Source organism: Ureibacillus sp. FSL W7-1570 (assembly GCF_038593265.1).
GTDB lineage: Bacteria > Bacillota > Bacilli > Bacillales_A > Planococcaceae > Ureibacillus > Ureibacillus suwonensis.
Map to the genome: position 1 here is coordinate 3,126,504 of NZ_CP151979.1, position 23,030 is coordinate 3,149,533.

25 protein-coding genes are annotated in these 23,030 nt (G+C 37.5%); 23 read left to right on the forward strand and 2 right to left on the reverse strand.

The genetic code is table 11. The features are described from left to right. Positions 1 to 31 precede the first annotated feature (31 nt). From flgL to raiA, 22 genes are all read left to right on the forward strand, one after another. Complete coding sequence (gene flgL, locus NST13_RS15490) at positions 32 to 907, forward strand: flagellar hook-associated protein FlgL (RefSeq protein ID WP_342581018.1); 876 nt, start codon at positions 32 to 34, stop codon at positions 905 to 907. 82 nt (positions 908 to 989) lie between these two features. After that, positions 990 to 1,553: a DUF6470 family protein gene (locus tag NST13_RS15495; protein WP_342470161.1), complete on the forward strand. Its 564-nt coding sequence runs from the start codon at positions 990 to 992 to the stop codon at positions 1,551 to 1,553. A 15-nt stretch (positions 1,554 to 1,568) separates the two neighbouring features. Continuing rightward, positions 1,569 to 2,012 (forward strand): flagellar assembly protein FliW, encoded by a 444-nt coding sequence (fliW, locus tag NST13_RS15500; RefSeq protein ID WP_342470160.1) that lies wholly within the window; start codon positions 1,569 to 1,571, stop codon positions 2,010 to 2,012. Continuing rightward, positions 2,012 to 2,233, forward strand: coding sequence for a carbon storage regulator CsrA (gene csrA / locus NST13_RS15505; RefSeq protein ID WP_208651731.1), 222 nt, complete (start codon positions 2,012 to 2,014; stop codon positions 2,231 to 2,233). Before fliW ends, csrA begins: the two co-directional genes overlap by 1 nt. A gap of 177 nt (positions 2,234 to 2,410) precedes the next feature. Continuing rightward, positions 2,411 to 3,946, forward strand: a complete 1,536-nt coding sequence (locus NST13_RS15510; RefSeq protein WP_342581019.1) for a flagellin — start codon at positions 2,411 to 2,413, stop codon at positions 3,944 to 3,946. Positions 3,947 to 4,374: 428 nt separating this feature from the next. Further along, entirely contained in the window at positions 4,375 to 4,722 is a 348-nt protein-coding gene (locus NST13_RS15515; RefSeq protein WP_342581020.1) for a hypothetical protein, read from the forward strand. A 15-nt stretch (positions 4,723 to 4,737) separates the two neighbouring features. Beyond that, positions 4,738 to 6,609 (forward strand): 6-hydroxymethylpterin diphosphokinase MptE-like protein, encoded by a 1,872-nt coding sequence (locus tag NST13_RS15520; protein WP_342581021.1) that lies wholly within the window; start codon positions 4,738 to 4,740, stop codon positions 6,607 to 6,609. Beyond that, positions 6,606 to 7,601 (forward strand): NAD-dependent 4,6-dehydratase LegB, encoded by a 996-nt coding sequence (locus tag NST13_RS15525; RefSeq protein WP_342581022.1) that lies wholly within the window; start codon positions 6,606 to 6,608, stop codon positions 7,599 to 7,601. Before NST13_RS15520 ends, NST13_RS15525 begins: the two co-directional genes overlap by 4 nt. Further along, positions 7,598 to 8,746: a LegC family aminotransferase gene (locus NST13_RS15530; protein ID WP_342581023.1), complete on the forward strand. Its 1,149-nt coding sequence runs from the start codon at positions 7,598 to 7,600 to the stop codon at positions 8,744 to 8,746. The genes NST13_RS15525 and NST13_RS15530 overlap by 4 nt, the downstream gene beginning before the upstream one ends. Positions 8,747 to 8,761: 15 nt before the next feature. After that, complete coding sequence (gene neuC / locus NST13_RS15535) at positions 8,762 to 9,889, forward strand: UDP-N-acetylglucosamine 2-epimerase (protein ID WP_208651737.1); 1,128 nt, start codon at positions 8,762 to 8,764, stop codon at positions 9,887 to 9,889. Further along, positions 9,886 to 10,962: an N-acetylneuraminate synthase gene (neuB, locus tag NST13_RS15540; RefSeq protein WP_342581024.1), complete on the forward strand. Its 1,077-nt coding sequence runs from the start codon at positions 9,886 to 9,888 to the stop codon at positions 10,960 to 10,962. Before neuC ends, neuB begins: the two co-directional genes overlap by 4 nt. Beyond that, positions 10,955 to 11,581 carry an acetyltransferase gene (locus NST13_RS15545; RefSeq protein WP_342581025.1) on the forward strand — a complete coding sequence of 209 codons (627 nt, stop codon included), beginning with the start codon at positions 10,955 to 10,957 and terminating at the stop codon, positions 11,579 to 11,581. The genes neuB and NST13_RS15545 overlap by 8 nt, the downstream gene beginning before the upstream one ends. Beyond that, on the forward strand, positions 11,582 to 12,640 hold the full coding sequence (locus tag NST13_RS15550; protein ID WP_342581026.1) for a nucleotidyltransferase family protein: 1,059 nt from the start codon (positions 11,582 to 11,584) through the stop codon (positions 12,638 to 12,640). It abuts the gene before it with no gap. Next, complete coding sequence (locus NST13_RS15555; protein WP_342581027.1) at positions 12,622 to 13,311, forward strand: acylneuraminate cytidylyltransferase family protein; 690 nt, start codon at positions 12,622 to 12,624, stop codon at positions 13,309 to 13,311. The genes NST13_RS15550 and NST13_RS15555 overlap by 19 nt, the downstream gene beginning before the upstream one ends. 269 nt (positions 13,312 to 13,580) lie before the next feature. Continuing rightward, the gene (flaG, locus tag NST13_RS15560; protein ID WP_342581028.1) at positions 13,581 to 13,940 is read left to right on the forward strand and encodes a flagellar protein FlaG; all 360 of its coding nucleotides are present in this window, start codon (positions 13,581 to 13,583) and stop codon (positions 13,938 to 13,940) included. 12 nt (positions 13,941 to 13,952) lie between these two features. Beyond that, the gene (gene fliD, locus NST13_RS15565) at positions 13,953 to 15,803 is read left to right on the forward strand and encodes a flagellar filament capping protein FliD (RefSeq protein ID WP_342581029.1); all 1,851 of its coding nucleotides are present in this window, start codon (positions 13,953 to 13,955) and stop codon (positions 15,801 to 15,803) included. Between the two features lie 36 nt (positions 15,804 to 15,839). After that, entirely contained in the window at positions 15,840 to 16,199 is a 360-nt protein-coding gene (locus tag NST13_RS15570) for a flagellar protein FliT (RefSeq protein ID WP_342470151.1), read from the forward strand. Positions 16,200 to 16,251: 52 nt separating this feature from the next. Next, positions 16,252 to 16,656, forward strand: a complete 405-nt coding sequence (gene fliS / locus NST13_RS15575) for a flagellar export chaperone FliS (RefSeq protein ID WP_342470150.1) — start codon at positions 16,252 to 16,254, stop codon at positions 16,654 to 16,656. Positions 16,657 to 16,965: 309 nt separating this feature from the next. Further along, complete coding sequence (locus NST13_RS15580; RefSeq protein WP_342581030.1) at positions 16,966 to 18,534, forward strand: hypothetical protein; 1,569 nt, start codon at positions 16,966 to 16,968, stop codon at positions 18,532 to 18,534. 8 nt (positions 18,535 to 18,542) lie between these two features. Continuing rightward, the gene (locus NST13_RS15585) at positions 18,543 to 18,911 is read left to right on the forward strand and encodes a flagellin (RefSeq protein WP_342581031.1); all 369 of its coding nucleotides are present in this window, start codon (positions 18,543 to 18,545) and stop codon (positions 18,909 to 18,911) included. Positions 18,912 to 19,124: 213 nt separating this feature from the next. Continuing rightward, positions 19,125 to 19,529, forward strand: a complete 405-nt coding sequence (gene fliS / locus NST13_RS15590; RefSeq protein ID WP_342470147.1) for a flagellar export chaperone FliS — start codon at positions 19,125 to 19,127, stop codon at positions 19,527 to 19,529. Positions 19,530 to 20,017: 488 nt separating this feature from the next. After that, positions 20,018 to 20,572, forward strand: coding sequence for a ribosome-associated translation inhibitor RaiA (gene raiA / locus NST13_RS15595; protein WP_342581032.1), 555 nt, complete (start codon positions 20,018 to 20,020; stop codon positions 20,570 to 20,572). 153 nt (positions 20,573 to 20,725) lie between these two features. Here the strand turns inward: raiA and NST13_RS15600 are convergent, their stop codons facing one another. Next, the gene (locus tag NST13_RS15600; protein WP_342581033.1) at positions 20,726 to 20,863 is read right to left on the reverse strand and encodes a hypothetical protein; all 138 of its coding nucleotides are present in this window, start codon (positions 20,861 to 20,863) and stop codon (positions 20,726 to 20,728) included. A gap of 161 nt (positions 20,864 to 21,024) precedes the next feature. Next, the gene (locus tag NST13_RS15605) at positions 21,025 to 22,005 is read right to left on the reverse strand and encodes a DMT family transporter (RefSeq protein WP_342470145.1); all 981 of its coding nucleotides are present in this window, start codon (positions 22,003 to 22,005) and stop codon (positions 21,025 to 21,027) included. A 157-nt stretch (positions 22,006 to 22,162) separates the two neighbouring features. Between NST13_RS15605 and thiD the strand changes: the two genes are divergently transcribed. Then, complete coding sequence (thiD, locus tag NST13_RS15610; RefSeq protein WP_342470144.1) at positions 22,163 to 22,987, forward strand: bifunctional hydroxymethylpyrimidine kinase/phosphomethylpyrimidine kinase; 825 nt, start codon at positions 22,163 to 22,165, stop codon at positions 22,985 to 22,987. The last annotated feature ends 43 nt before the right edge of the window (positions 22,988 to 23,030 follow it).

The window sequence follows — 23,030 nt, forward strand, 5'->3', positions numbered from 1 at the left end:
TTCTTCAACGAATGAAGAAAGGAGAAAGAACATGCGTGTAACTCAATCAATGTTATCGAATAATATGCTTCGAAACTTGAGCAACAGTTATTCCAAAATCGGGAAATATCAGGAACAAATCACGACCGGCAGAAAATTCACACGCCCGTCGGATGATCCTGTTTCTACGGTAAAAGGCATGGCTTTCCGCACAGATTTGAATAAAGCGGAACAATTCACCCGCAATATCCAGACGGTCAACAACTGGCTGGATACGACCGATGACGCCCTTGACCAAGCGGGTACCGCCCTGCACCGCATAAAAGAATTGTTGGTTCAAGCGGCGAATGATACAAACACATCAAGCGACCGGACAAAAATAAAAGAAGAAATCGAACAGATAAAACAGCAATTAAGAGATATAGCGAATACTAAAGTGGGAAATAAATACATATTCTCAGGAACAAAAACATTGGCACCGGTTTTTGACGAGAGTGGCATGACGGGCCATATCAATGAAGAGATTGTACAAATCGAGGTTTTTGACGGGATTAAACTGGATGTGAATATCCCTGGAAAAACATTGTTTGGGAATATTGATAATTTTATGAGCAACCTTTCAAACCTTCTGAATGACGATACAAAAACCGGGGAAGATATTTCGGAGATGTTGGGCGATTTGGACCAGCTGTATGAAGAAGTTTTGGCGGCGCGTGCAGACATTGGGGCCCGTCAAAACCGGGTGGAATTGATGACAAATCGTCTGGCATTGCATGAAACGAATGTGACAAAACAGCTTTCAGAAAATGAAGATGTCGATTATGCGAAAGCCATTACGGAAATGATCACAGCGGAATCCATTCACCAAGCCGCTCTGTCAGTCGGTGCAAAAATCATTCAGCAAACATTGGTAGATTTTATTCGATAATTAAACCACTTTATAAAAAGAAAAATCGATCAGCGTTTGGACGACCCGGTTCAAACGCTTTTCTTGAAATGCAGGTGATTTTATGAGGTTCCCCGAAATTCATATCCGCACATACGATATCATCATGGATTGGAACATTCAAGATCCGGTCCAAACGATTCGCCAACCGAGAGCGGATCAGCATATCGAGCAGCCGGCTGCAATTCTGGAAATCAACTCCACTCGCGCCCAATTGCATCTCGATACAACACAGGCCCGCCGTGATCTTGGTTTGGTGGGGCCATTAGAGTCCATTGACAATTATGCGAAAGAAGGAAAAAAAGCGGTTCTGGAAGGGATGGCAAGACGGGCAAAGGAAGGGCGCCAAATCATGGAGAATGCCGGAAAGGGCATGGGGCGTCAAATCATTCAAAACATTGCCAAAGAAAAATTTGGTCCGAAGCCATTGCAATTCAACTTGAAATTCGTGCCTTCCATCGGCTCGGTAAAAGTTGATTATATCCCTGGCGAAACGGAAATAAATATTACACCGCAGAAACCGAAGATTGATGTGCAGATGAATAAACCGATCCATGAATATACACCTGGAAAAATTACAGGTGAAGTACTACAATATCCTAAAGTGGAAATTGATGTGACTTTATAGATGGGAGATAACACGATGCAAATTCAAACGAAATTTTTAGGCGAAGTGGAAATCCAAGAAGAAGAAATCATCACATTGACAAGCGGGCTTTTGGGATTGGAAGATTATACGAAATACGTCTTGCTGCCATTGGAAAAAGACAGCCCCCTTGCATTTTTCCAATCAGTGGAAGAACCGCAAGTCGGGTTTGTTGTCGCCTATCCTTTTGCTTTCAAAAAAGATTATGCTTTCGATATCAGTGAAACCGATAAAGAAGACTTGCAGGTTGAAAAAGAAGAAGAACTGATTGCCTATTCCATCGTCACTGTAAAAGAGCCTTTTGAGTCATCAACTTTGAATTTACTCGCCCCAATCGTGATCAATAGCGTAAAAAAATGCGGAAAACAAATTGTGTTGCAAGACAACGAAGCCTTTCCGCTGCGCTTCCCGATTGCTGAGCCAAAAGGAAGTGTAAAATAATGTTAGTCCTCTCAAGAAAACTCAATGAATCTATCATCATCGGCGAAAATATAGAAGTTAAAGTGCTCTCCATTGAAGGAGATCAAGTAAAATTGGGAATCGTGGCGCCAAAAAATATCAAAGTCCACCGCAGGGAAGTATATGAATCTATCCAAGAACAAAATAAAGCGGCATTAAATATTGATGCGAATTTAATTCAAAAATTAACAAAAAAGCGTTAAAAGAATTTAGGTTAAAAAATATGAGAGGAATTTTAAAAAATAAATAGAAAAAAGATTAAAAAAACATATTAAACTTTTTTTCTTTCTTACGATATATAAAGTGTAAGGCTTAAGAATAAAGTGCTTGAGCCAATCCACATGGATGTGGAAAATCAAAATTTCAAGGAGGATTTCATAATGAGAATTCAACACAATATTTCAGCGTTAAACACACACCGTAACCTATCTTTCAACAACTCTCAAGCTGCGAAAAACCTTGAGAAATTATCTTCCGGTTACAAAATCAACCGTGCGGGCGACGATGCAGCAGGTTTGGCAATTTCTGAAAAAATGCGTGCGCAAATCCGTGGTTTGGACATGGCATCCAAAAACTCACAAGATGCTATTTCTCTAATCCAAACAGCAGAAGGTGCGTTAAACGAAACTCACTCCATCCTTCAACGTATGCGTGAACTTGCAGTACAATCTTCAAACGATACAAACGTAACGGATGACCGTGAAGCATTACAAAAGGAAATTGAACAATTAATTGAAGAAATCGATCGTATTGCAAACACTACTGAGTTCAATACTCAAAAATTACTAGACGGTTCTTTCAAAGGTACGTTCCAAATCGGTGCCAACGAAGGTCAAAGCATTAACTTAAATATTAATAAAATGGGTGCAGCAGCATTAGGCTTAACTGCAACTACAACTGTTCAAAGTGATGTGGAAGTAACGAAAGTATCTGGTGCAGGTTCAGGAGCTACTCCAAAAGCATTAGCAGATGGAATTTATACTGTTGAAGGTAACAAAGTACTAGACAGCACTGGTAACCAAGTAGGTACAGTAAATGATAAAAGCGTCAAATTAACTGATGGTATTTCTCAGTATGAATTTGATGAATCCATTTCTGTAACAGACGGATCAACAATCACAGTGAAAAATGGTAAAGCTACATTAGAATCTAAATTGGCTGATATTGAACAAACAGTAATTGGTAAAGCTGCTTCTGGTTCTGGTGCTGCAATTGCAGATGGTGAGTATACAGTAAGCTCTGACGGTACGAAATTATTAAATAGTTCTGGTACTGAAGTGACAGGTGTAACAATTTCAGGTAATACAATTACTAAAACTTCTGGATCTGATTCAACTACTTATACATTTTCTGCTAATTTGAATGCTGGAGACAAAATCACTTTGGATTCAGATCAAGCAACTGCTAAAATTGCGAATGGAGCAAAAGAATTACCTGCTGGTAATTATGAAATCTCTGGTTCAAATGTGATTAAAGATGGTCAAGTAGTTGGTTCATTTGATGATACTAAAAAGGAAGCAACAATCAAAGTTGGCGATAAAGAAATTAAAGTTGATGCGGGTAAATTAAATTTAGCAACTGCATTAGCTGATGGTTCTACTTTCACAATTAATGGTGTTGACATCTCTAACCGTGAATCCGCTTCTGCAACAATCTCAAAAATCGACGAAGCAATCAAATCAGTATCCGAACAACGTGCAACTCTTGGTGCTGTGCAAAACCGCTTAGAACATACAATCAACAACTTAGGAACAGCATCAGAAAACTTGACAGCTGCTGAATCTCGTATCCGTGATACAGATATGGCGAAAGAAATGATGGAATTCACGAAAAACAACATCTTAATGCAAGCTGCTCAAGCAATGTTAGCTCAAGCAAACCAACAACCTCAAGGTGTTCTACAGTTATTACAATAATAAAACTAAATGGGCTGTCCGAAAAGTCGAGTGAATCGACCTTCTGTACAGCCTTTTTTATATTTTAAGGGTAAAAAATCGTCCTTTGTACAAGTTCTTGAGATGATCGGAGTTCCCATTAAAAGCTTCATGCACAAAATCCGAGTGTGTAAAAGGACATTAAGAGAAATTAGTGTTTCACTCGATTGCTATGGACGGAAAAAGTCAGAACAGAATTTAGATTAGTGGACATCTTCCAAAAAATAGGAAATTAGGAGCTGATTCGCCAAGATAACTTCAAAATTCAGGAAAAAGAGCGAATAGGAAAACTAATTGTTTTCTCCATTCGCATATTTTTTAGTCTATTTAGACAGCCACTTTATTTAAATTGCAATTATGAATGCCGATATATTATTTGTGATCAACCTAATTTTGAGAGAGGTATTGTAATGGAAAAATTAATAAATGAAATAAAAAATTCTTATTATGAATATGTTGTTAAGATTGCTCCTGGTTGTGAAATTATCGCGAATAAATTACGTATTGGTGAAATAGAAGATGCACTTTATAATATAATTCAATTTTCTGAAGGTTTAAGTTGGCTGTTAGCTGTGGAAGAAAAATTAAAAGAGCAACACTTTATGATAAACAGTAGGATATCGGAAGCACAAGAATTATTAAAAGAAATTAATGAAGCTCTTGAACATAAAGATTTTATTACGGTTGCCGATTTGTTTGAATATGAAATTCAACCACTTTTTAATAGCGCATCTGAGTGGACTTTTGAAAAATTTTAAAAAGGTGGTATTAAGTTGTTAGTAGAAAATCGAATGCTTTTAAAAAATTTGAATCCAAAAACGTACTTTGCGTTAAATCACATTGAAAGTAAACTATCCAATGTCCGAGTATTTCCTTCTAAAAAGGGTGATGCTACATTAGCAATAACTATAGATAATAAGGAATACCTATATCATAGTAAATATGATCCTAAACGAGAAGCTCAAACATTTGTAGATAAATTAATTAGTGACCAGCACATCAATGATGTTAAAAACATTAAACATTTGTTATTTATTGGTATTGGCCTAGGATATCATTTCGAAATGATAATGGAAAAATTCCCTTATGCATCCTTTTCAATTTTTGAACCCAATATTGAAGTATTACATACATTTTTATCAAAAGTAAATTTATCCAAGTATAAGGTGAATAAAATAAAGGAAGTTTTTACAAACATAGATCAAATTAATCATTTAAATAATTTCCTTGATTTATCAATTGAAAATTCTATGACTATAATTTTGCCAATTTCATTTCAACTGTATTCTAATGAAATTGAATCTTTTCAAGGCTTCGTGAAAGATAATTTAAAACAAAGAAAAGCTGTTTTGGCAACTAAGGTTTCTTTCCAGCAACGTTGGACAATTAATTCAATTGTAAATTTTCCAGAAGTAGTGAAAACACCCAATTTTTTTGAAGACATTAACAGTCATCTTTTAAAAGATAAGCCGGTTATTATAGTAGCAGCGGGACCTTCATTGTCTTTAGAAATTGAACATTTAAGAAGAATAAAAGAAGAGGGAAGAGCTTATTTATTTGCTGTCGGTTCAGCGGTAAATGCTCTAATAGAAGCGAAGATTTTTCCAGATGCCTTTTTTAGTTATGATCCGGGAGCACTAAATGCAAAAGTTGTGAGCAGAATAAAAGAAGGAAATTTAGATATTCCACTAGTTTTTGGAACTTCAATTGGGTATGAGGTATTAGAAGATTATCCGGGAAAAAAAATACACTTCTTAACAAGTCAGGATACATTCTCTCATCATTTGTTAAAGGTTGATACAACCAATACAGTACCGGATGCAAAATCAATTGCGATTATAACACTTTACATTTTATTAAAGTTAAAAGTATCTACAATTATTTTAGTTGGTCAAAATTTAGGTTTTGTAAACAATAAACGTTACGCAAACGAAATTAATTACAATTTTTTGTCAAATGAATTAAGTGAAAAAGAAAAGGAAAATATTTTATTTATAGAAAGTGTTAATGGCGGAAAAATTGAAACAGATGAACTTTTCCTAATGATGAAAAAAAATATGGAAAATGTAATTAAAAATATGAATAGTAGTTCTGAAATTATTAATACGACAAAAAATGGCGCGAAAATAGCAGGAACAACATTTATGCCATTAGAAGAGGTCATTGAAAAAAAACTCCAACGAACTAATATTACAGGTAAAGAGTGGCTTCAAGGTAAGCAGGATGTTGATATGGAATTTGTACGAAAGAGGTATAATAATTTAGAGTATAGTTTCGATGAAATGATTTCTGCATTTAATGATGTTATACAAGTGCAAAATGAAATTATTGAGGATTATAAAAAGGGAATATTTACAAAATTGGAGTCCCAATTTGTTCGTTTTGATAAAGCATTCAATAAAGTAAAAAACTCAGAGTTCTTTAAAGTCATTATTAAGCCTATGACAAGAGTACAACACGAGGATTTTTTAAAACATTCATATAAAGTTCAAGCGGCACATTTACCGAATAAAAAGGCTGAAAATTTTATTAATATCTTTATTAAATATACTAACGCAATTTATGCAGCCATTATATATATACAACCAGCATTTAAAAAATTAAAAGAGTCAAATATTTTTAATGTAAAGGAAAATGTGAAATGAAAATATTGGTGACGGGTGCTGATGGTTTTATCGGTTCTCATTTAACTGAAGGATTAGTTCGTTTAGGTTATAATGTAAAAGCATTCGTATATTACAACTCCTTTAACTCTTGGGGCTGGCTAGACCATTCTCCACAGGAAATCAAATCCCAATTAGATGTATTTGCCGGCGATATTCGTGATCCATATGGAGTAAAGGAGGCAATGAAAGGATGTACACATGTTCTCCATTTAGCCTCGCTTATTGCGATTCCATATTCTTATCATTCTCCGGCAACTTATGTTGAAACGAATATTAACGGAACATTAAATGTGGTACAGGCCGCTCGAGAATTAGGGGTTGAAAAAGTTGTCCATACTTCGACAAGTGAAGTTTATGGAACGGCACAATATGTACCAATTGATGAAAATCATCCGTTGCAAGGTCAGTCGCCTTATTCTGCATCAAAAATCGGAGCAGATCAAATTGCGTTATCATTTTATCGTTCCTTTGATACACCGGTTGCGATTATCCGACCATTTAATACTTATGGGCCGCGCCAATCAGCCCGGGCAGTAATTCCAACAATTATTACCCAACTAGCCAGTGGTAAAGAAACGATAAAACTTGGCGCTGTCAGCCCGACGAGAGATTTTAACTATGTAAAAGATACTGTCCAGGGATTTATTTCTATTATGAATTCACCCAATTCAATTGGCGAAGTGATTAATATTGGTTCAAACTATGAAATATCTATTGGTGAAACTGCTGAAATGATTGCCGATATAATGGGTATAGATTTAAAAATCGAAACGGATGAACAGCGTTTGCGCCCTGAAAAAAGCGAAGTAGAGCGATTATGGGCAGACAATAGGAAAGCTAAAGAATTGCTTGGCTGGGAGCCAAAATATGGCGGTAAAGAAGGTTTCCGTCGAGGATTAGAAGAAACGATTGAATGGTTTACTAATCCAAAAAACCTATCTCAATATAAGGCAGATGTTTATAATATATGAATGAACAATGGATTCAATTTGCAAATGAAATCAAAAAAATGTATGGAAAAGATGTTGTTCCTTTACATGAACCGACTTTTGATGAAAAAGAAATCGAATATGTGACAGAGTGTATTAAAACAGGTTGGGTCTCATCAGTTGGTTCTTATGTTACTCGATTTGAAGAAGAATTAGCGAAATTCGTTGGTGCAAAGCGGGCAGTTGCCGTTGTAAATGGTACTGCCGCTTTGCATATTGCGCTTAAAATTGTAGGGGTAGAAGAAAATGATGAAGTCTTAATGCCATCATTGACATTTGTTGCCACTGCCAATGCAGCGTCTTATCTAGGAGCTATTCCACATTTTGTTGATGTTTCTTATGAAACTTTAGGAATGGACCCAATAAAATTGAATAAACATTTAGAAGAAATTGGTGTTCTAAGAAATGGAAAGCTCTATAATAAGCAAACTGGTAGACGGATTGCTGCTGTTGTTCCAATGCATACCTTTGGGCATCCTGTAGATTTGGATGGACTACTCGAAGTATGCGATAAATTCAATTTAGTATTAGTAGAAGATGCGGCTGAATCATTAGGTTCTTATTATAAAGGAAAACATACAGGCACGTTTGGAAAAGTAGCCGCATTTAGTTTTAATGGGAATAAAATTGTTACAACTGGCGGCGGGGGAGCAATTGTAACGAATGATGATGCGTTGGCTGATTATGCGAAACATCTAACAACCACCGCTAAAATTCCACATCGTTGGGAATATGTACATGACGAAATTGGCTATAACTATCGAATGCCGAATATTAATGCGGCGTTGGGATGTGCGCAACTTGAGAAAATAAAAGTTTTCTTACGAAAAAAGAAATTATTAACAGAAAAATATGAACAATTAATATGTAATTTAGAAGGTGTACAACTTTTTAAGCAACCGTTGAACAGTGAGAGTAACTATTGGTTACAAACTTTAATTTTAGAAGATTCATTAAATCGAAATAAAGTACTCTCTTTTTTAAATGATAATGGTGTAATGAGTCGTCCAATTTGGCAGCCTCTTCATGAACTAAAAATGTATAAAAATAATCCGATGATGGAAATGAATACAACAATGCAATTAAAACAGAAAATTGTGAATATTCCAAGTGCACCAATATTATAAATACGGGAGCGAAATATGAAACGTAAAATTTGCGTAGTTACAGCTACTCGTGCTGAATATGGATTACTATGTAACTTAATGAAAAGGATACAAGAAGATGAAGAATTTGAATTACAAATAGTTGCTACCGGTATGCATTTGTCACCTGAATTTGGACTAACCTTCCATCAAATAGAAAAAGATGGGTTTTTTATTAATGAAAAAGTAGAAATTCTTATATCTTCTGATAGCCCTCAGGGAGTAGTAAAATCGATGGGCTTAGCAAATATTAGTTTTGCTGATGTGTTTGAAAGATTAAAACCGGATTTAATAATTATTTTAGGAGATCGTTTTGAAATGTTGTCGGTTGCCCAAACTGCTCTAATTATGCAAATTCCAATTGCTCATATACACGGGGGAGAATGTACATTCGGTGCTTATGATGATGCAATAAGACATTCAATAACAAAGATGGCAACATGGCATTTTACAAGTTGTGAAACCCATCGTAAACGCGTAATTCAACTTGGGGAGCATCCAAGTAGAGTTTGGAATGTAGGAGCTTTAGGTGTTGATAACATTATTAATTTAAAATTAATGAACAAAGAAGAACTTTTTTCTGAATTAAATTTAGATACGAACAAAGAACTTTTTTTAATAACCTATCATCCAGAAACGAATGGAGATATATCAGGGATTGGAGTATTACTCAAGGTGTTGGAACGTTATAAAGATAAAAATTTAGTTTTTACAAAATCCAATGCGGATAACGGGGGTAGATTTATTAATCAACAAATTTTTAAGTTTGTAGAGAAAAATAAAAATGCATATTTATTTGATTCGTTAGGGCAGCTACGTTATTTAAGTGCAATGAAATATGCAGAATTAGTGATTGGTAATTCTTCCAGTGCACTAATAGAAGCGCCATATTTACATACACCAAGTGTGAATATTGGGAATAGGCAGGCGGGAAGAGAACGTCCAAATTCTGTATTCGATTCAAAGCCGGAATATGAAATGTTACTACAAACTATAGATAAAGCATTACATTTTAAAGGACCTTATGAGCAAATATACGGTAATGGAAAAGCATCTTTAAAAATCATGGATATATTAAAAAGTATTGAAAATTTTTATATCGTTAAGGAGTTTTATGATAAATGAATAAAATTTATATTATTGCCGAAGCAGGAGTGAATCATAACGGTTCACTTGAAATTGCAAAAAAATTAGTGGATGTTGCCAAAATGGCTGGTGCAGATGCCGTAAAATTCCAAACCTTTAAAACTGAAAATCTTGTAACAAAAACCGCACAACAAGCAAATTATCAAATTGAAAATTTAGGTGAAGCGACTTCTCAATTTGAAATGCTGAAACAATTGGAATTGAGCTTCGATGAATTTGCTCAGTTGCAAGAATATTGCAAGACTCAAAATATTGAATTTTTATCGACACCCTTTGATTTTGAGAGTGTCGATTTTCTTTTCGATGATTTGAAGATTTCAATTGCCAAAATACCTTCTGGAGAGTTAACAAATTTACCGCTTATTCATTATATTGCAACAAAGCAAAAGCCTATTATTTTATCCACCGGAATGGCGACGATAGATGAAATTCATGAAGCTTTGGCATTTATCGCATTTGGTTTTGCCAATCCAAAAGATTTTGTTTCATTGGAACGGGTCAATGAATTTTATAAAACACAAGAAGCAAAAAATATTTTGAAAACATATGTAACAATTTTGCATTGTACCACTGAATATCCAGCACCATTTGAAACTATCAATTTAAAGGCAATGGAGCAAATGGAAAAGGAATTTGAATTACCAGTGGGATTATCGGATCATTCGAAAGGAATATCGGTTCCGATTGCTGCAACAGCATTAGGTGCAAGAGTGATTGAAAAACATTTTACCCTTGATCGAACAATGGAAGGTCCAGATCATCTTGCTTCATTGGAGCCTGATGAATTAAAAGAAATGGTAAAAAGTATAAGAGAAGTAGAATTGGCATTAGGAACAGGAAAAAAAGAACCATCATTTATCGAGCTTGAAAACAGGAAAGCAGCTCGAAAAAGTTTAGTGGCTAAAAAATCAATTAAAGCTGGTGAAGTTTTTAATAAAGGCAATTTAACTATTAAACGACCTGGCAGCGGAATTCCTTCTAAATACTATTGGTCTTATATTGGAAAAATTTCTAAAAAATCATATAAAAAGGACGATTTAATCGATGAATAAGCCAATAATTATTCTTGGAAATGGCGGTCATGCTTCTGTTTTAACAGAGATATTATTGAGTCAAAATCGCAACATTATTGGTTTTACAGCCCCAAAAAAAGAAGAAAATCAGTTCGGTATACCTTATTTAGGAAATGATGAAAAGATTTTAAAATATGATTCAAAAGAAGTGGAATTAGTATTAGGAATTGGATCTGTTGGTGTTAATGATTTTAGACGGAAAATATTTGAATTATTTATAAATGAGGATTATACCTTTGTTAATGTAATTCACCCATCTGCAATTCTTGCTCCATCTGTAAAGTTGGGACAAGGTGTTCAAATTATGGCAGGTGCAATTATTCAAACAAATACTATTATTGACGATAATACTATTGTCAACACAGGTTCAAAAATTGATCATGATTGTGAAATTGGTGCCCACGTTCATTTAGCACCAGGCACGACTCTTTCTGGTGGAGTAAAAATAGGAAATGGAACCCATGTGGGAACAGGAGCTTCGATTATTCAAAATATTCGTATAGGAAATAATTGTTTGGTTGGTGCTGGAGCTGTTGTTATTCATGATATTAATCATGATGTAAAAGCGGTAGGTGTGCCTGCAAAGGAAGTGAGATGAATGAAAGATTGGAAGTCAATTATTGTTAGTGAAAACAATACCCTTTTAGAAACAATGAAAATAATTGATCAGTCTACGCTACAATTTGCAGTAGTAGTAGATGTAAATGGTAGACTATTAGGAACTGTGACGGATGGAGATATACGTAGAAGTATTTTACGGGGGGATTCTTTAGATGTGAAAATTACAGAAGTAATGAATCCTTCCCCTATTACTGCTTTAGTTGGACAATCTAGAAATAAATATTTTCGAGTAATGAGGGAAAAAAAACTTAAACAGCTTCCTATTGTTGATAAAAACAATAGAATTATCGATATTTTATTCCTTGATAAAGCAGTTTCTAATAATGATAATTTAGTAGTATTAATGGTTGGCGGTTTAGGGACTAGATTAAGACCTCTAACAAATGAAATCCCTAAACCAATGTTGCAAGTTGGGGGGAAACCCATTTTGGAAACAATTATAGAAGGATTTAAACAATGTGGATTTACAAATTTTATTTTAAGTGTCAACTATAAAAAAGAAGTGATTCAAAATTACTTTCAAAATGGTGGAGCATTTGATGTGAATATTTCTTATATAGAAGAAACAAAAAGAATGGGGACTGCTGGCGCTCTATCATTATTACCTATAAAACCATTAAAACCTTTTTTTGTAATGAACGGAGATTTATTAACACAAGTAAATTTTGAACAATTGATTCATTATCATATGGAGAATGAATCTTTGGCAACAATGTGTGTACGAGAATATGAATACCAAATACCATATGGTGTAATTGAAACTGATGGAGCAAGATTAATATCCATAAAAGAAAAACCAATACATAAAAGTTTTGTAAATGCTGGTATTTATGTTTTAAATCCCGAAACATTAGAATACATACCTAAAAATCAATTTTATGATATGCCGGAGTTATTTCAAAAATTATTAGACGAAGAAAAAAAGACAACGGTTTTTCCAATTAGAGAATATTGGTTGGACATCGGGAGAATGGATGATTTTGAAAGAGCCAATTTAGAATTTAAGGAGCGTTATGAATGCAGCCGAAAATTTTAGCTATTATTCCAGCTCGTGGAGGTTCAAAAGGTGTACCACGCAAAAATATCCGAGATTTAGCAGGTAAGCCCTTAATCGCTTGGACTATTGAAGAAGCAAAGAAATCCAAATATATTACGCGTTTAATATTATCGTCAGAAGATGAAGAAATCATTGAAGCGGCCAAAAAATATGGTTGTGAAGTTCCTTTTGTTCGACCAATTGAATTAGCTCAGGATAATACACCTGGTATAGAACCAGTTCTTCATGCAATTGAAAAATGTCCAGGGTATGATTATGTGTTATTATTACAGCCTACATCTCCTCTAAGAACTGTTGAGGATATTGATGGTTGTATTGAATTCCTATTAAATAAAAAATTAGACTTTTGTGTCAGTGTAACACATGCTGAAAAAAGTCCTTATTGGATGTACAATGTAGAAAAAAGTGGTCAAATGAATCCTTTAATAAAACAAGAGGAAGTGGCAACTAGAAGACAAGATTTGCCTCCAGTTTATATGTTAAATGGAGCATTATATATTGCGAAGGTAGAGAAGTTATTAGAGGAAAAATCATTCCTGACCCAAAATACAAAAGCATTTATTATGTGTAGAGAAAATTCATTTGATATTGATACCGAATTAGATTTTTTGATTTGTGAACAATTATTGAAACAAAGAGAAAAAGCTTAGTAATACGAAAGATGTAGCAATTATTGAAACTGAGCAATAAGGTAATAGGCATTTAAAAGCAATAATAAAAAATAAAGATGATCCTTGTATTGTTGAACCTTCTGAGCATTTTTTAGGACAGACTACATATTGGTAATGCGTACGATAGATTGTACGCATTTTATTTTTTTATCCACTTTTTTGTCAAACAGTATAAATTTTTGTGAACCATCCGATATAACTATTAGAAAAATTCTCTTTTGTTCGGTTTCATTCAAGGAGGAAGATGTATGCAAATTTCAGCAAAATCAGCTGTTGAAGTTTCACAGGTTGTAAAAACGAACGATAATGCCCCTTTGGAAAAAGTCGGAGCGCAAGTAGATTCGGAAAATCCGGGCATTGCGAAAGAAGACCGTATCGAAATTTCAAAAGAAAAAATCGAGCAGGCAGTCAATTCCATGAACGAATTTCTGGAAATCAATCATCGCAGCACCAGATTTGTTTACCATGATGAGTTGGAACGCTACTATGTTACGGTCATCGATCTGCAAACACAGGAAGTCATCAAAGAAATTCCGCCGAAAAAGCTGCTTGATGCCTTTTATGAAATGCAAAAACTCGTGGGAATGATCATAGACGAAAAAATTTAAGGAGGGGTTACAATGGCAGACTCAGTTTCTTCAACGTCATCTTATTCCTATTTGCAGACAGCCAATAAACGTTTGTCTGGACTTTCTTCAGGGATGGATATCGATTCGATTGTAGAAAAGCTCATGAAAGCTGAAAGTGCCAAAATGGAAAAACTTCAGCAACAAAAACAAAAATACGAATGGCAACGGGATGCTTATCGTGAGATCGACTTGAAGTTGGAGACATTTTCCAAAAACCTTTTCGACCAATTCGGTTTGCAAAAAAGTTTGCTTGTCCGCAAAACATCCGTCAGCGACGGAAGCAAAGTCAGCGTCACAGCAGACAATACGGCTGTCGGAACGTTGAATCTCTCTTCCGTTTCCCAACTGGCGACATCCGCATCCAAATTGGGAAGTCAATTGATGACATCCGCCATTAACGGCCAACATAAATTATCCGATTTCGGAATTAATGGAAGCTCCGAAGGCACAGGCAGCTTTACGATCAAATTGAATGGCGAAGATGAAGGGAAAACGATCACTTATACAAAAGACGATACCATTGATACGCTGCTTTCCAAATTAAAAGATGCAGGCTTAACAAATGCAAAGATAACTAATGGAAAATTATCCCTTGGAAGCGATTCGGTAATAGTCGAAAACAACCCTAATTTTTTTATGAAACTGGGATTTTCGGTTGATGGCAATACGTTATCCGAAAGCAACGAGGAAGCAACAATCAATATTAAAGCCAATTCCGCTACGCTTTTAAAAGATATAAAAAATTTTAGTGAAACCAATGGATCGTTCACTTTAAGTGTCATCCAAAGTGACGGCTCGATGAAGGATACAAAAATCAACTATTCCAGCTCGGATACCATCGAAGATTTGGTGAAGTCCATCAATACTTCCGGTGCAGGGGTTACGGTTGTATTCGGCAACGGCCAGATGTCCATCACTGCCAATGCTACAGGCAGTGTGGCAGGAGGCGCCATTCAGATCAAAGAGGATAATGAAAATTTATTTAACGTTCTTGGATTCACTTCAGGCTCTTCAAAATTCGTTGCTAATGGAACGAATGCCATCTACACAATCAACGGCATCCAAAAGGAAAGCACATCCAATTCCATCAAAGAGTCGGGATATTCAATTACATTGAAACAGACATTCAATCAGGCCAATGATCCAAATTATAATGGCACGGTTACCATTTCTTCTTCCATTGATACGGACGGCATGGTTGAAAAAATCAAATCATTCGTTAACATGTATAACGAAATTATTGAAAGTATCAACACGCCGTTAAAAGAAAAGAAAAATTTGAATTATCCGCCGTTGACTGATGCGCAGAAAGCGGAAATGACCGAAGAGCAGATTAAAAAATGGGAAGAGAAGGCAAAACAAGGGTTGTTGCGGAATGACACCATCCTCAGCACGGCGCTTTCCGGAATGCGGAATGCGATTTATACGGTCAGTGAAAATAATCCATTCAAAGGTTTGTTCAATATCGGTGTTACAACCACTGCCACTTATACGGATGGCGGAAAACTTCAATTGGATGAGGACAAACTGAAAGAAGCCATTGCCAAGGATCCGGAAGCGGTGGTAAAACTTTTCACCGATTCCGAAAATGGCGTTGTTGCAAAATTGCGTACAGCCGTGGATACGGCAAGTAAACAAATTGATGACAAAGCGGGTAAAACTTCTTTTGCCGATAATACTTATTCCCTTGGCAGAACCATCAGTTCGTTGGATGATCAAATTGAAGCATGGAAAGACCGTTTAAAAGCTATCGAAGAACGTTATTATAATCAATTTACAAGAATGGAAGAAGCCATCAATAAAGCCAATATGCAATCGAGTCTGTTTATGCCATCGTACTAATCAGATACTTATGCTTTTTGTCAGGAGAGTCGTTCAATGGACTTAATTCAACAATTGCTGCAAGTGTCAGCGAAACTTTACAAGCATTTATCCGCGTTCCCTTCCGGCGAGGAAAGGACCGAATACATTGATGAAGTCAATGGGTTGCTGGATGAACGGGGAACACTTGTGAAGCAACTGCGGGAACAAAATTTTCAATATGATGAAACCGATGAAACCCATGTCACTTTATATAAGTTGGACAAAGGGATCCGGGAAAGGTTGGATCTTTTGTTCAATGAAGTCAAGGCGGATTTAAAAAAATTCAACGATACCAAGAAATATGAAAAGCAATATATCAATCCATATGCGAGTGTACAGGCAATGGATGGCAGATATTACGACAAAAGAAAATAATGCGGATTGCTTTTTATAGCAATCCGGTTATTTCCAAAAAGGAGAGTCTTACATGGCATTACAAAATACTGCATACAACGCTTATAAACAAAACAGCATCAACACCGCTTCCCCAGGCGAATTGACGCTTATGCTATACAATGGCTGCATTAAATTTTTGAATGTGGCAAAAAAAGCCATCGAAGAAAAACACATGGAAGAAAAAAATGTCAATCTTCAGAAAGCCCAAAATATCATTAACGAACTGATGGTTACACTCAATATGGATTATGAAATTTCAAAACAAATTCTTCCATTATATGAATATATGAATCGCCGATTAGTGGAAGCAAACATCAAAAATGATCCGGAGATTGTGGAAGAAGTGATCGGGCTTGCTACTGAGTTCCGTGACACTTGGAAAGAGGTCATTAAATTGAATCGCCAACAGCATTATCAAAACGTACAACAAGTGTAAGTTGTTTTTGAAACAGTTCCTTATTTTATTTCCCCTCAAAGACCCCTTACATTCGACTTTAGGATGTAAGGGGTTTTTCTATTGAATCCAATGCGTATCGGTGGATTATGGGGCAAATTTTATTCATTCGATTCACCTTGTAAGGGAATATCGCTTTTCCAACTTCTTTTTGTTAATGTTGTGCCCTTTTTTATTCAAAGAAATTCAAACAAATTTTTATAACAAAATACACGAATTCGCACAGGCATCATATCAGTTTAACTTGTACATGGGATGGGCGTTGTTTCATATTCGAAGGGGAGAATGCATTTGATTATTCATCATAATATTGTGTCAATCAACATTATCGGGCACCAGACTCGGAATCATAATGCCCAATCGAAAGTGTTGGAAAAATTATCGTCCGGTTTCCAGGTAAACAGGGCTGGAGACGATGCGGCAGGATTGGCCATTTCGGAAAAAATGAGAGGGCAGATCCGCGGCCTCCAAATGGCAAGCAAAAATATTCAAGATGGAATCTCCCTTGTTGATGTAGCAGAAGGCGGTTTACATGAAATCCATTCCCTGTTGCATCGGATGAGGGAATTAAGTGTCCAAGCCGCAAATGATACTTTGACAAAGGAAGACCGCCAATTAGTGCAAAATGAAATCGATCAATTGAAACAAAGTATAGACAATATTGCCAAAAATACAAATTTTAATGGAATCCACTTGTTGAACGTGAAGAAGGACCCTTCTTATTACGATCAATATTTCCAATCCATTGATGATGAACTGCTGATTCCTCCCATTGATGAGGAGGATTTGCCTGCCAATCTGGTGCCGATGCGGTTTTATCACATACGGCAAGAGGAACTCGGTATTAATATACTTTGGGATCACTATGGTGTCGAGTATAATGGGGACCTATTAGTCATTGTTGGACAAGATGGGGTCATCCGATATGACGGCACCAATTGGTCGAAAGGGGCTGTCCTGAAAAACATGGATGGCGATGAAATCACTCTTGGGTCGAACTACTTCAAGGATGTCGTGTGGGATGAAGATAACCGGCAATTTGTTGCGGTGAGTAATCAAGGAGGCGTTTTTGTCTCTGAAGATGCTTACGAATGGAAACAAACCATTCCGGATATTGTGCTCGAAAGTCCGTATACAGGTATAGAAATTTCGAGCATTGCTTCGAATGGAAGTGCCTATGTCGCGGTTGGCTGGAAACAGACGGGCGCATACGGGAACAACTTGAAAATTTATATGACCATGTATTCTTCAACCGATTTGAAAACATGGGATGAAATGGCGGTCCCCAATGATGGGACGAATCGAAGAATAGTGGATGTCATATGGAATGAAGAAACCGATGAATTCTTTGTTTCCGGCACATCATTGACCGGCGTCTCAAGTGACGGGGTGATTTGGGAATTCCGCAAGCCTATATCTGGAACGTTTTCAAGTGTCGCGTATGGCAATGGAAAATATGTCGCCGTTACTGGTTATGGGACACTTGGCAAGATCTATTATTCCACGGATGGGATTAATTGGTCGGATGATACTGAATTTATAGGCCCTTCAATCACCAATTCTCCGTTAAATAAAGTTCGATGGACAGGTGGGCATTTTGTGATAGTTGGTTCAGAAACGTTGGGCCACGCAATTTCTTTGGATGGCGAAACCTGGATCCGTGTGCCTTCAAATTACTGGAATAACGGATTATATGACGTTGTCTCTATGGGGGATCATTTCATTGCGGTCGGAGATGCCGTTACCAATAATTCAGGGATTTATATCTCAGGACCCTATGATCTTGATTCTCTCCTTCTGATGATGCAGACAGTGGTAGCGACTCGGGTTCTGAAGCGACTAAACAAAATTCTGTATTAGGTTTAATTTTGCAAGTCGGCCCAAATTCGGGAAATGAATTTATTGTCGATTTGACGGATGCCACAACGGCGAGTTTAAGAGTTGAAAAGTCCAGGAATCATGCGAGTCAAGCAATTGGAAAAATAGATATTGCCATTCAAATCATCTCGGATGAGCGGGCAAAATTTGGGGTGTATCAAAATTCCCTGGACCATATCGCGAATAATGTAGTGAACTATAATGAAAATATGACCGCATCCGAATCCCGTATAAGGGATGCAGATATAGCAAGCGAAATGTTGAAACAAGTGAAATACAGCATTTTATCTCAGGCGGTGCAAGCCGTGTTGGCCCAATCCAATCAACAATCTTCCGGGGTTTTAAATCTTCTTGGTTAGTCAGGTTCGGATATTTTAGGAGGTACTAGATTCATTAGTATCTCTTTTTTCTTTATGTAAAATGTCCGGAACAGAGGGGCTGGAACGACAATACATTACGGATCATCCATTTACAGTATCAAGATAAAATATCTACAAAATACCAAAAATATGATAAAATGATAGTAAAATAATCGTAGTTCTTTATATGTACGTTTAAAAGGGGAGTCGTATATGTCGTTTCAACTTAACGCTTACAAGGCGTACAAACAAAACAGTGTGAACACTGCATCTCCTGGGGAATTGACATTAATGCTTTACAACGGCTGCATTAAATTTTTAAATTTGGCGAAAAAGGCAATGGAAGAAAAAAACATTGAAGAGAAAAATACGAATCTTCAAAAAGCCCAAAATATCATTACGGAATTAATGGTTACGCTCAACATGGAATATGAAATATCCAAACAAATTTATCCATTATATGAATACATGAACCGCCGCCTGGTTGAAGCGAATATAAAAAACGACACCGAAATGGTGGATGAAGTGATTGGGCTGGCAACAGAGTTCCGCGATACTTGGAAAGAGGTCATCAAGCTGAACCGCCAACAGCAATTTCAAAATGTGCAACAAGTGTAGATCGCTTTGAAATATCCTGCGTGTTTCCTATTTCCCCATAAAAACGCTTTGCATCCTTCTGTTTGGCTGCAAGGCGTTTTATAAATCAGGAAAAATGGAAAGTTCCCTGATGCGCACCTTCGCATTTCCTGTATGTAAATTAGCGGAAAAAGGAAAGATGTTTCGACAATGCTCCAGGTATGGATCCAATCTTTTTATTAATATACAGTAATTTTTAGCAAAGGGTGTTTGTCCGTATGTACTTAGGGTATAAACGTTATAAGCACTGAAGGATTTCGGCAGTTGTATTCCGGTTGCGGATGACAGATCAATGGCGGTTGAAATCGGTCATGGAAGGGCATCTTTGTCCAATTTTCCTTGATTTATTCATTCCTTTTTTGGATTTTGAAAATTTGTCGAATTCCTAAAAACATCACATAAATTATAGAAGGAATTTGCAAACTTATGTAGAATATAATTTACATAGGGTAAGTAAAGGAGGAGTTTACATGCTAAACTTTAACATTCGCGGTGAGAACATTGAAGTAACTCCAGCAATTCGAGAGTACGTTATCAACAAAGTTCAGAAAATTGAAAAATATTTCAATGAAGGAGTTAACGCAACTGCCAATGTAAACTTGAAAGTATACAATGACAAGAAAGCGAAAGTGGAAGTAACAATTCCGTTGAAAAACTTAACGCTCCGTGCCGAAGAACGTCATGAAGATATGTATGCAGGAATTGACTTGATTGTAGATAAACTTGAACGTCAAATCCGTAAACATAAAACAAAAGTCAACCGCAAGCTCCGTGACCGTGAAGGTGTAGGCGTTTACTTCGCCGGCACTTCTGTTCCAAACAATCATGAAAACGGAAAAGAAGAAGAATTTGAAATCGTTCGTACAAAACAATTTGATTTGAAACCAATGGACGAAGACGAAGCCATCCTTCAAATGAACCTGCTCGGCCATGACTTCTATATTTACACTGATGCGGAAACAAACAGCACTAACATCGTTTACAGACGCAAGGACGGAAAATACGGCTTAATCGAAACAACTTAATTCTTTTCCCAAACCGAATCCAAGCTCTCTGCTGCATGTCAGCAGGGAGCTTTTTCACATTAACGATAATGCATGGGGGGGTTCAGAGAAGGGGTGTGACATGCTTTCACATAAGCTGCCGCAGTCATTACGGAGGCTCCTGAAGGTTGCGCTTCATACTTCCACACAAGCCGCCGCAGCACGTACAGCCGCCCCTGAAGGTTGCGCTTCATACTTCCACACAAGCCACCGCAAAATCGTACAGCGCTCCCCTGAAGGTTGTGCCACACTGCTGCACAAGCGCCGCAGCACGTACAGCCGCCCCTAAAGTTTTTGGGTTAGCCGCCCAAAATCGTATAGCATCCCCTAAAGTTTTTGGGTTAGCCCCCAAAATTCGTACAGCACTTAAATATTATGTCTGCTCCCCCATGAAACACTTTCCCTTATCCCCGGCTTGAAATGGAGAAGTCCCCTTATCTGTTATTCTTCAAGTGATGACCAGTAGCTGCCCCCGTTCCGATGTTGCGATTCACCAAATAAATGCTTGAACCGACCAACATCATCCCGATAAACAAATTTTTAGTGATGGCTTCATCCAAAAAGATGGCACTGACGAAGACGGAGATGATCGGCACTAAAAACGTATAGGCGCCGACTTTGCTTGCTTCCCCTTCATTCATCAGTTTAAAATAAATCACTTGCCCCGCAGCCATTCCTGCCGTTCCGCCCCAAACGATGGTGCTGATCAAATCTACGTTCCAAACGATTGCATGGACGCCTTCAAAGAAGTACCCGGAAAGGAGAAGCGTTCCGCCGCCAAGGATCAATTGCATCACGACCATCCAATAGAAATCGATGCGGGTTTTTAATTTCTTGACAAAAATGACCCCGCTGGCCCAAGCAAGTGCCGTGGCAAGGGCGAGAATCACCCCGATGGCCGAGAGATGGATCATCAAGCCATCCATGCTCACCAGCACAATCCCGGTAAAGCCGAGCACCAGGCCTGCCATTTTGGCGATGGTCATCTGTTCATTCAAAAGCCACCAGGACAAAATGCCGAGCAGCACCGGCTGGATGTAGACAAGCACGGAAAACAGTCCCCCCGGCAAATACACCATCCCGACCGTTTGCAGGCCAAGGTAAAGGATATTATTTAAAATTGCCGAGATGACGTAAAACTTCCAATGTTCTTTGAACCGGATCAAATGCCGCGATTTCCACGCGAATATGAACAGGAGGATTCCCGCGATAAAGGAACGGATGCCGGCGAAGAGGAGCGGAGGCATAAATTGAACCCCATGTTTATAGATGGGCCAGCTCACACCCCAAATGATGATTAACAAGGCAAGAAGTATATAGGAAACGGATGGATTTTTCCTTTCTGACAATGGACAACCTTCTTCCGTAGCGTAGTGGCTTTGATGGGTGCCCATTAGTATATGTGGAAATTCCATGATTGGTGCCCTTTTGGAGATGCAGGCATTTGGCCTTTTCCTGCCTCCTCCATCTGACCTTATACAAATTGCCGGTTTTGAATATTTTCATCCATGCCATAAAAGAATTAAAATAAATTAAAAATTCTACTAGGGTTTGACAAAAGGAGCAAAAGTCATGACATTACCTAAAGCATGTACAGTGGCAGGAGCAGCGGCCCGCAGTGGTGCCGGCATCCAGGCGGATTTGAAAACCTTCCAGGAACTTGGGGTGTACGGGTTTACGGCCATCACTGCCATCAACGCCAAACATCCAAGCAAAGAACAAGGCTTGTTCATCCAGCCTTTAGATGCCATCGAAGCGCAACTTCTCATCATCAATGAACAAGAGGACATCGATGCATTGAAAACCGGCATGCTCTTTTCAAAGGAAATCATTGAATTGGTGGCAAATTGGCTGGAAACCGCTTCAATCGAAAACATCGTCGTCGATCCGGTGATGTTCGGGAAATTCGGCTCGCCACTCCTTGATTTTGATGCGATGGAAACGCTCAAAACGAAGCTGATTCCACAGGCGACCATCATTACGCCGAATATGCCGGAAGCCACTTATTTGCTCGGCGGCCAGGAAATCAACTCCATCGGGGATTTGCAGGACGCGGCAAGAGACCTTCTGCAGCTCGGTCCAAAATATGTGCTTGTGAAAGGCGGCCGTCTTGAAGGGCCGGCAGTGGACATTTTGTACGATGGGAATAAAATGATCCGATTGGAAGCCCCTCGAATTGATACCATCCATACTAATGGCGCAGGTTGTTCCTATTCGGCAGCCATCACGGCGGAACTGGCGAAAGGAAAACCGATTGAAGAAGCGGTGGCGAATGCCAAAAAGTTTGTCACAGCGGGCATCAAACGCTTCATTCCTTTCGAATATGCCCCTGGAATGATTGATCATCGCGCTTATAAGCTGTATGGGGAAGAGGAAGTGCAAATAACGGAAGTTTAATTGGTGAAAGGCAGTGTGTGTTGGTGTCCCGGCATAAACTGCT

Coding starts and splice junctions, on each gene's coding strand:
- flgL (WP_342581018.1), top strand. CDS start 32: ATGCGTGTAACTCAATCAATGTTATCGAATAATATGCTTCGAAACTTG.
- NST13_RS15495 (WP_342470161.1), top strand. CDS start 990: ATGAGGTTCCCCGAAATTCATATCCGCACATACGATATCATCATGGAT.
- fliW (WP_342470160.1), top strand. CDS start 1,569: ATGCAAATTCAAACGAAATTTTTAGGCGAAGTGGAAATCCAAGAAGAA.
- csrA (WP_208651731.1), top strand. CDS start 2,012: ATGTTAGTCCTCTCAAGAAAACTCAATGAATCTATCATCATCGGCGAA.
- NST13_RS15510 (WP_342581019.1), top strand. CDS start 2,411: ATGAGAATTCAACACAATATTTCAGCGTTAAACACACACCGTAACCTA.
- NST13_RS15515 (WP_342581020.1), top strand. CDS start 4,375: ATGGAAAAATTAATAAATGAAATAAAAAATTCTTATTATGAATATGTT.
- NST13_RS15525 (WP_342581022.1), top strand. CDS start 6,606: ATGAAAATATTGGTGACGGGTGCTGATGGTTTTATCGGTTCTCATTTA.
- NST13_RS15530 (WP_342581023.1), top strand. CDS start 7,598: ATGAATGAACAATGGATTCAATTTGCAAATGAAATCAAAAAAATGTAT.
- neuC (WP_208651737.1), top strand. CDS start 8,762: ATGAAACGTAAAATTTGCGTAGTTACAGCTACTCGTGCTGAATATGGA.
- neuB (WP_342581024.1), top strand. CDS start 9,886: ATGAATAAAATTTATATTATTGCCGAAGCAGGAGTGAATCATAACGGT.
- NST13_RS15545 (WP_342581025.1), top strand. CDS start 10,955: ATGAATAAGCCAATAATTATTCTTGGAAATGGCGGTCATGCTTCTGTT.
- NST13_RS15550 (WP_342581026.1), top strand. CDS start 11,582: ATGAAAGATTGGAAGTCAATTATTGTTAGTGAAAACAATACCCTTTTA.
- NST13_RS15555 (WP_342581027.1), top strand. CDS start 12,622: ATGCAGCCGAAAATTTTAGCTATTATTCCAGCTCGTGGAGGTTCAAAA.
- flaG (WP_342581028.1), top strand. CDS start 13,581: ATGCAAATTTCAGCAAAATCAGCTGTTGAAGTTTCACAGGTTGTAAAA.
- fliD (WP_342581029.1), top strand. CDS start 13,953: ATGGCAGACTCAGTTTCTTCAACGTCATCTTATTCCTATTTGCAGACA.
- NST13_RS15570 (WP_342470151.1), top strand. CDS start 15,840: ATGGACTTAATTCAACAATTGCTGCAAGTGTCAGCGAAACTTTACAAG.
- fliS (WP_342470150.1), top strand. CDS start 16,252: ATGGCATTACAAAATACTGCATACAACGCTTATAAACAAAACAGCATC.
- fliS (WP_342470147.1), top strand. CDS start 19,125: ATGTCGTTTCAACTTAACGCTTACAAGGCGTACAAACAAAACAGTGTG.
- raiA (WP_342581032.1), top strand. CDS start 20,018: ATGCTAAACTTTAACATTCGCGGTGAGAACATTGAAGTAACTCCAGCA.
- NST13_RS15605 (WP_342470145.1), bottom strand. CDS start 22,005: ATGGAATTTCCACATATACTAATGGGCACCCATCAAAGCCACTACGCT.
- thiD (WP_342470144.1), top strand. CDS start 22,163: ATGACATTACCTAAAGCATGTACAGTGGCAGGAGCAGCGGCCCGCAGT.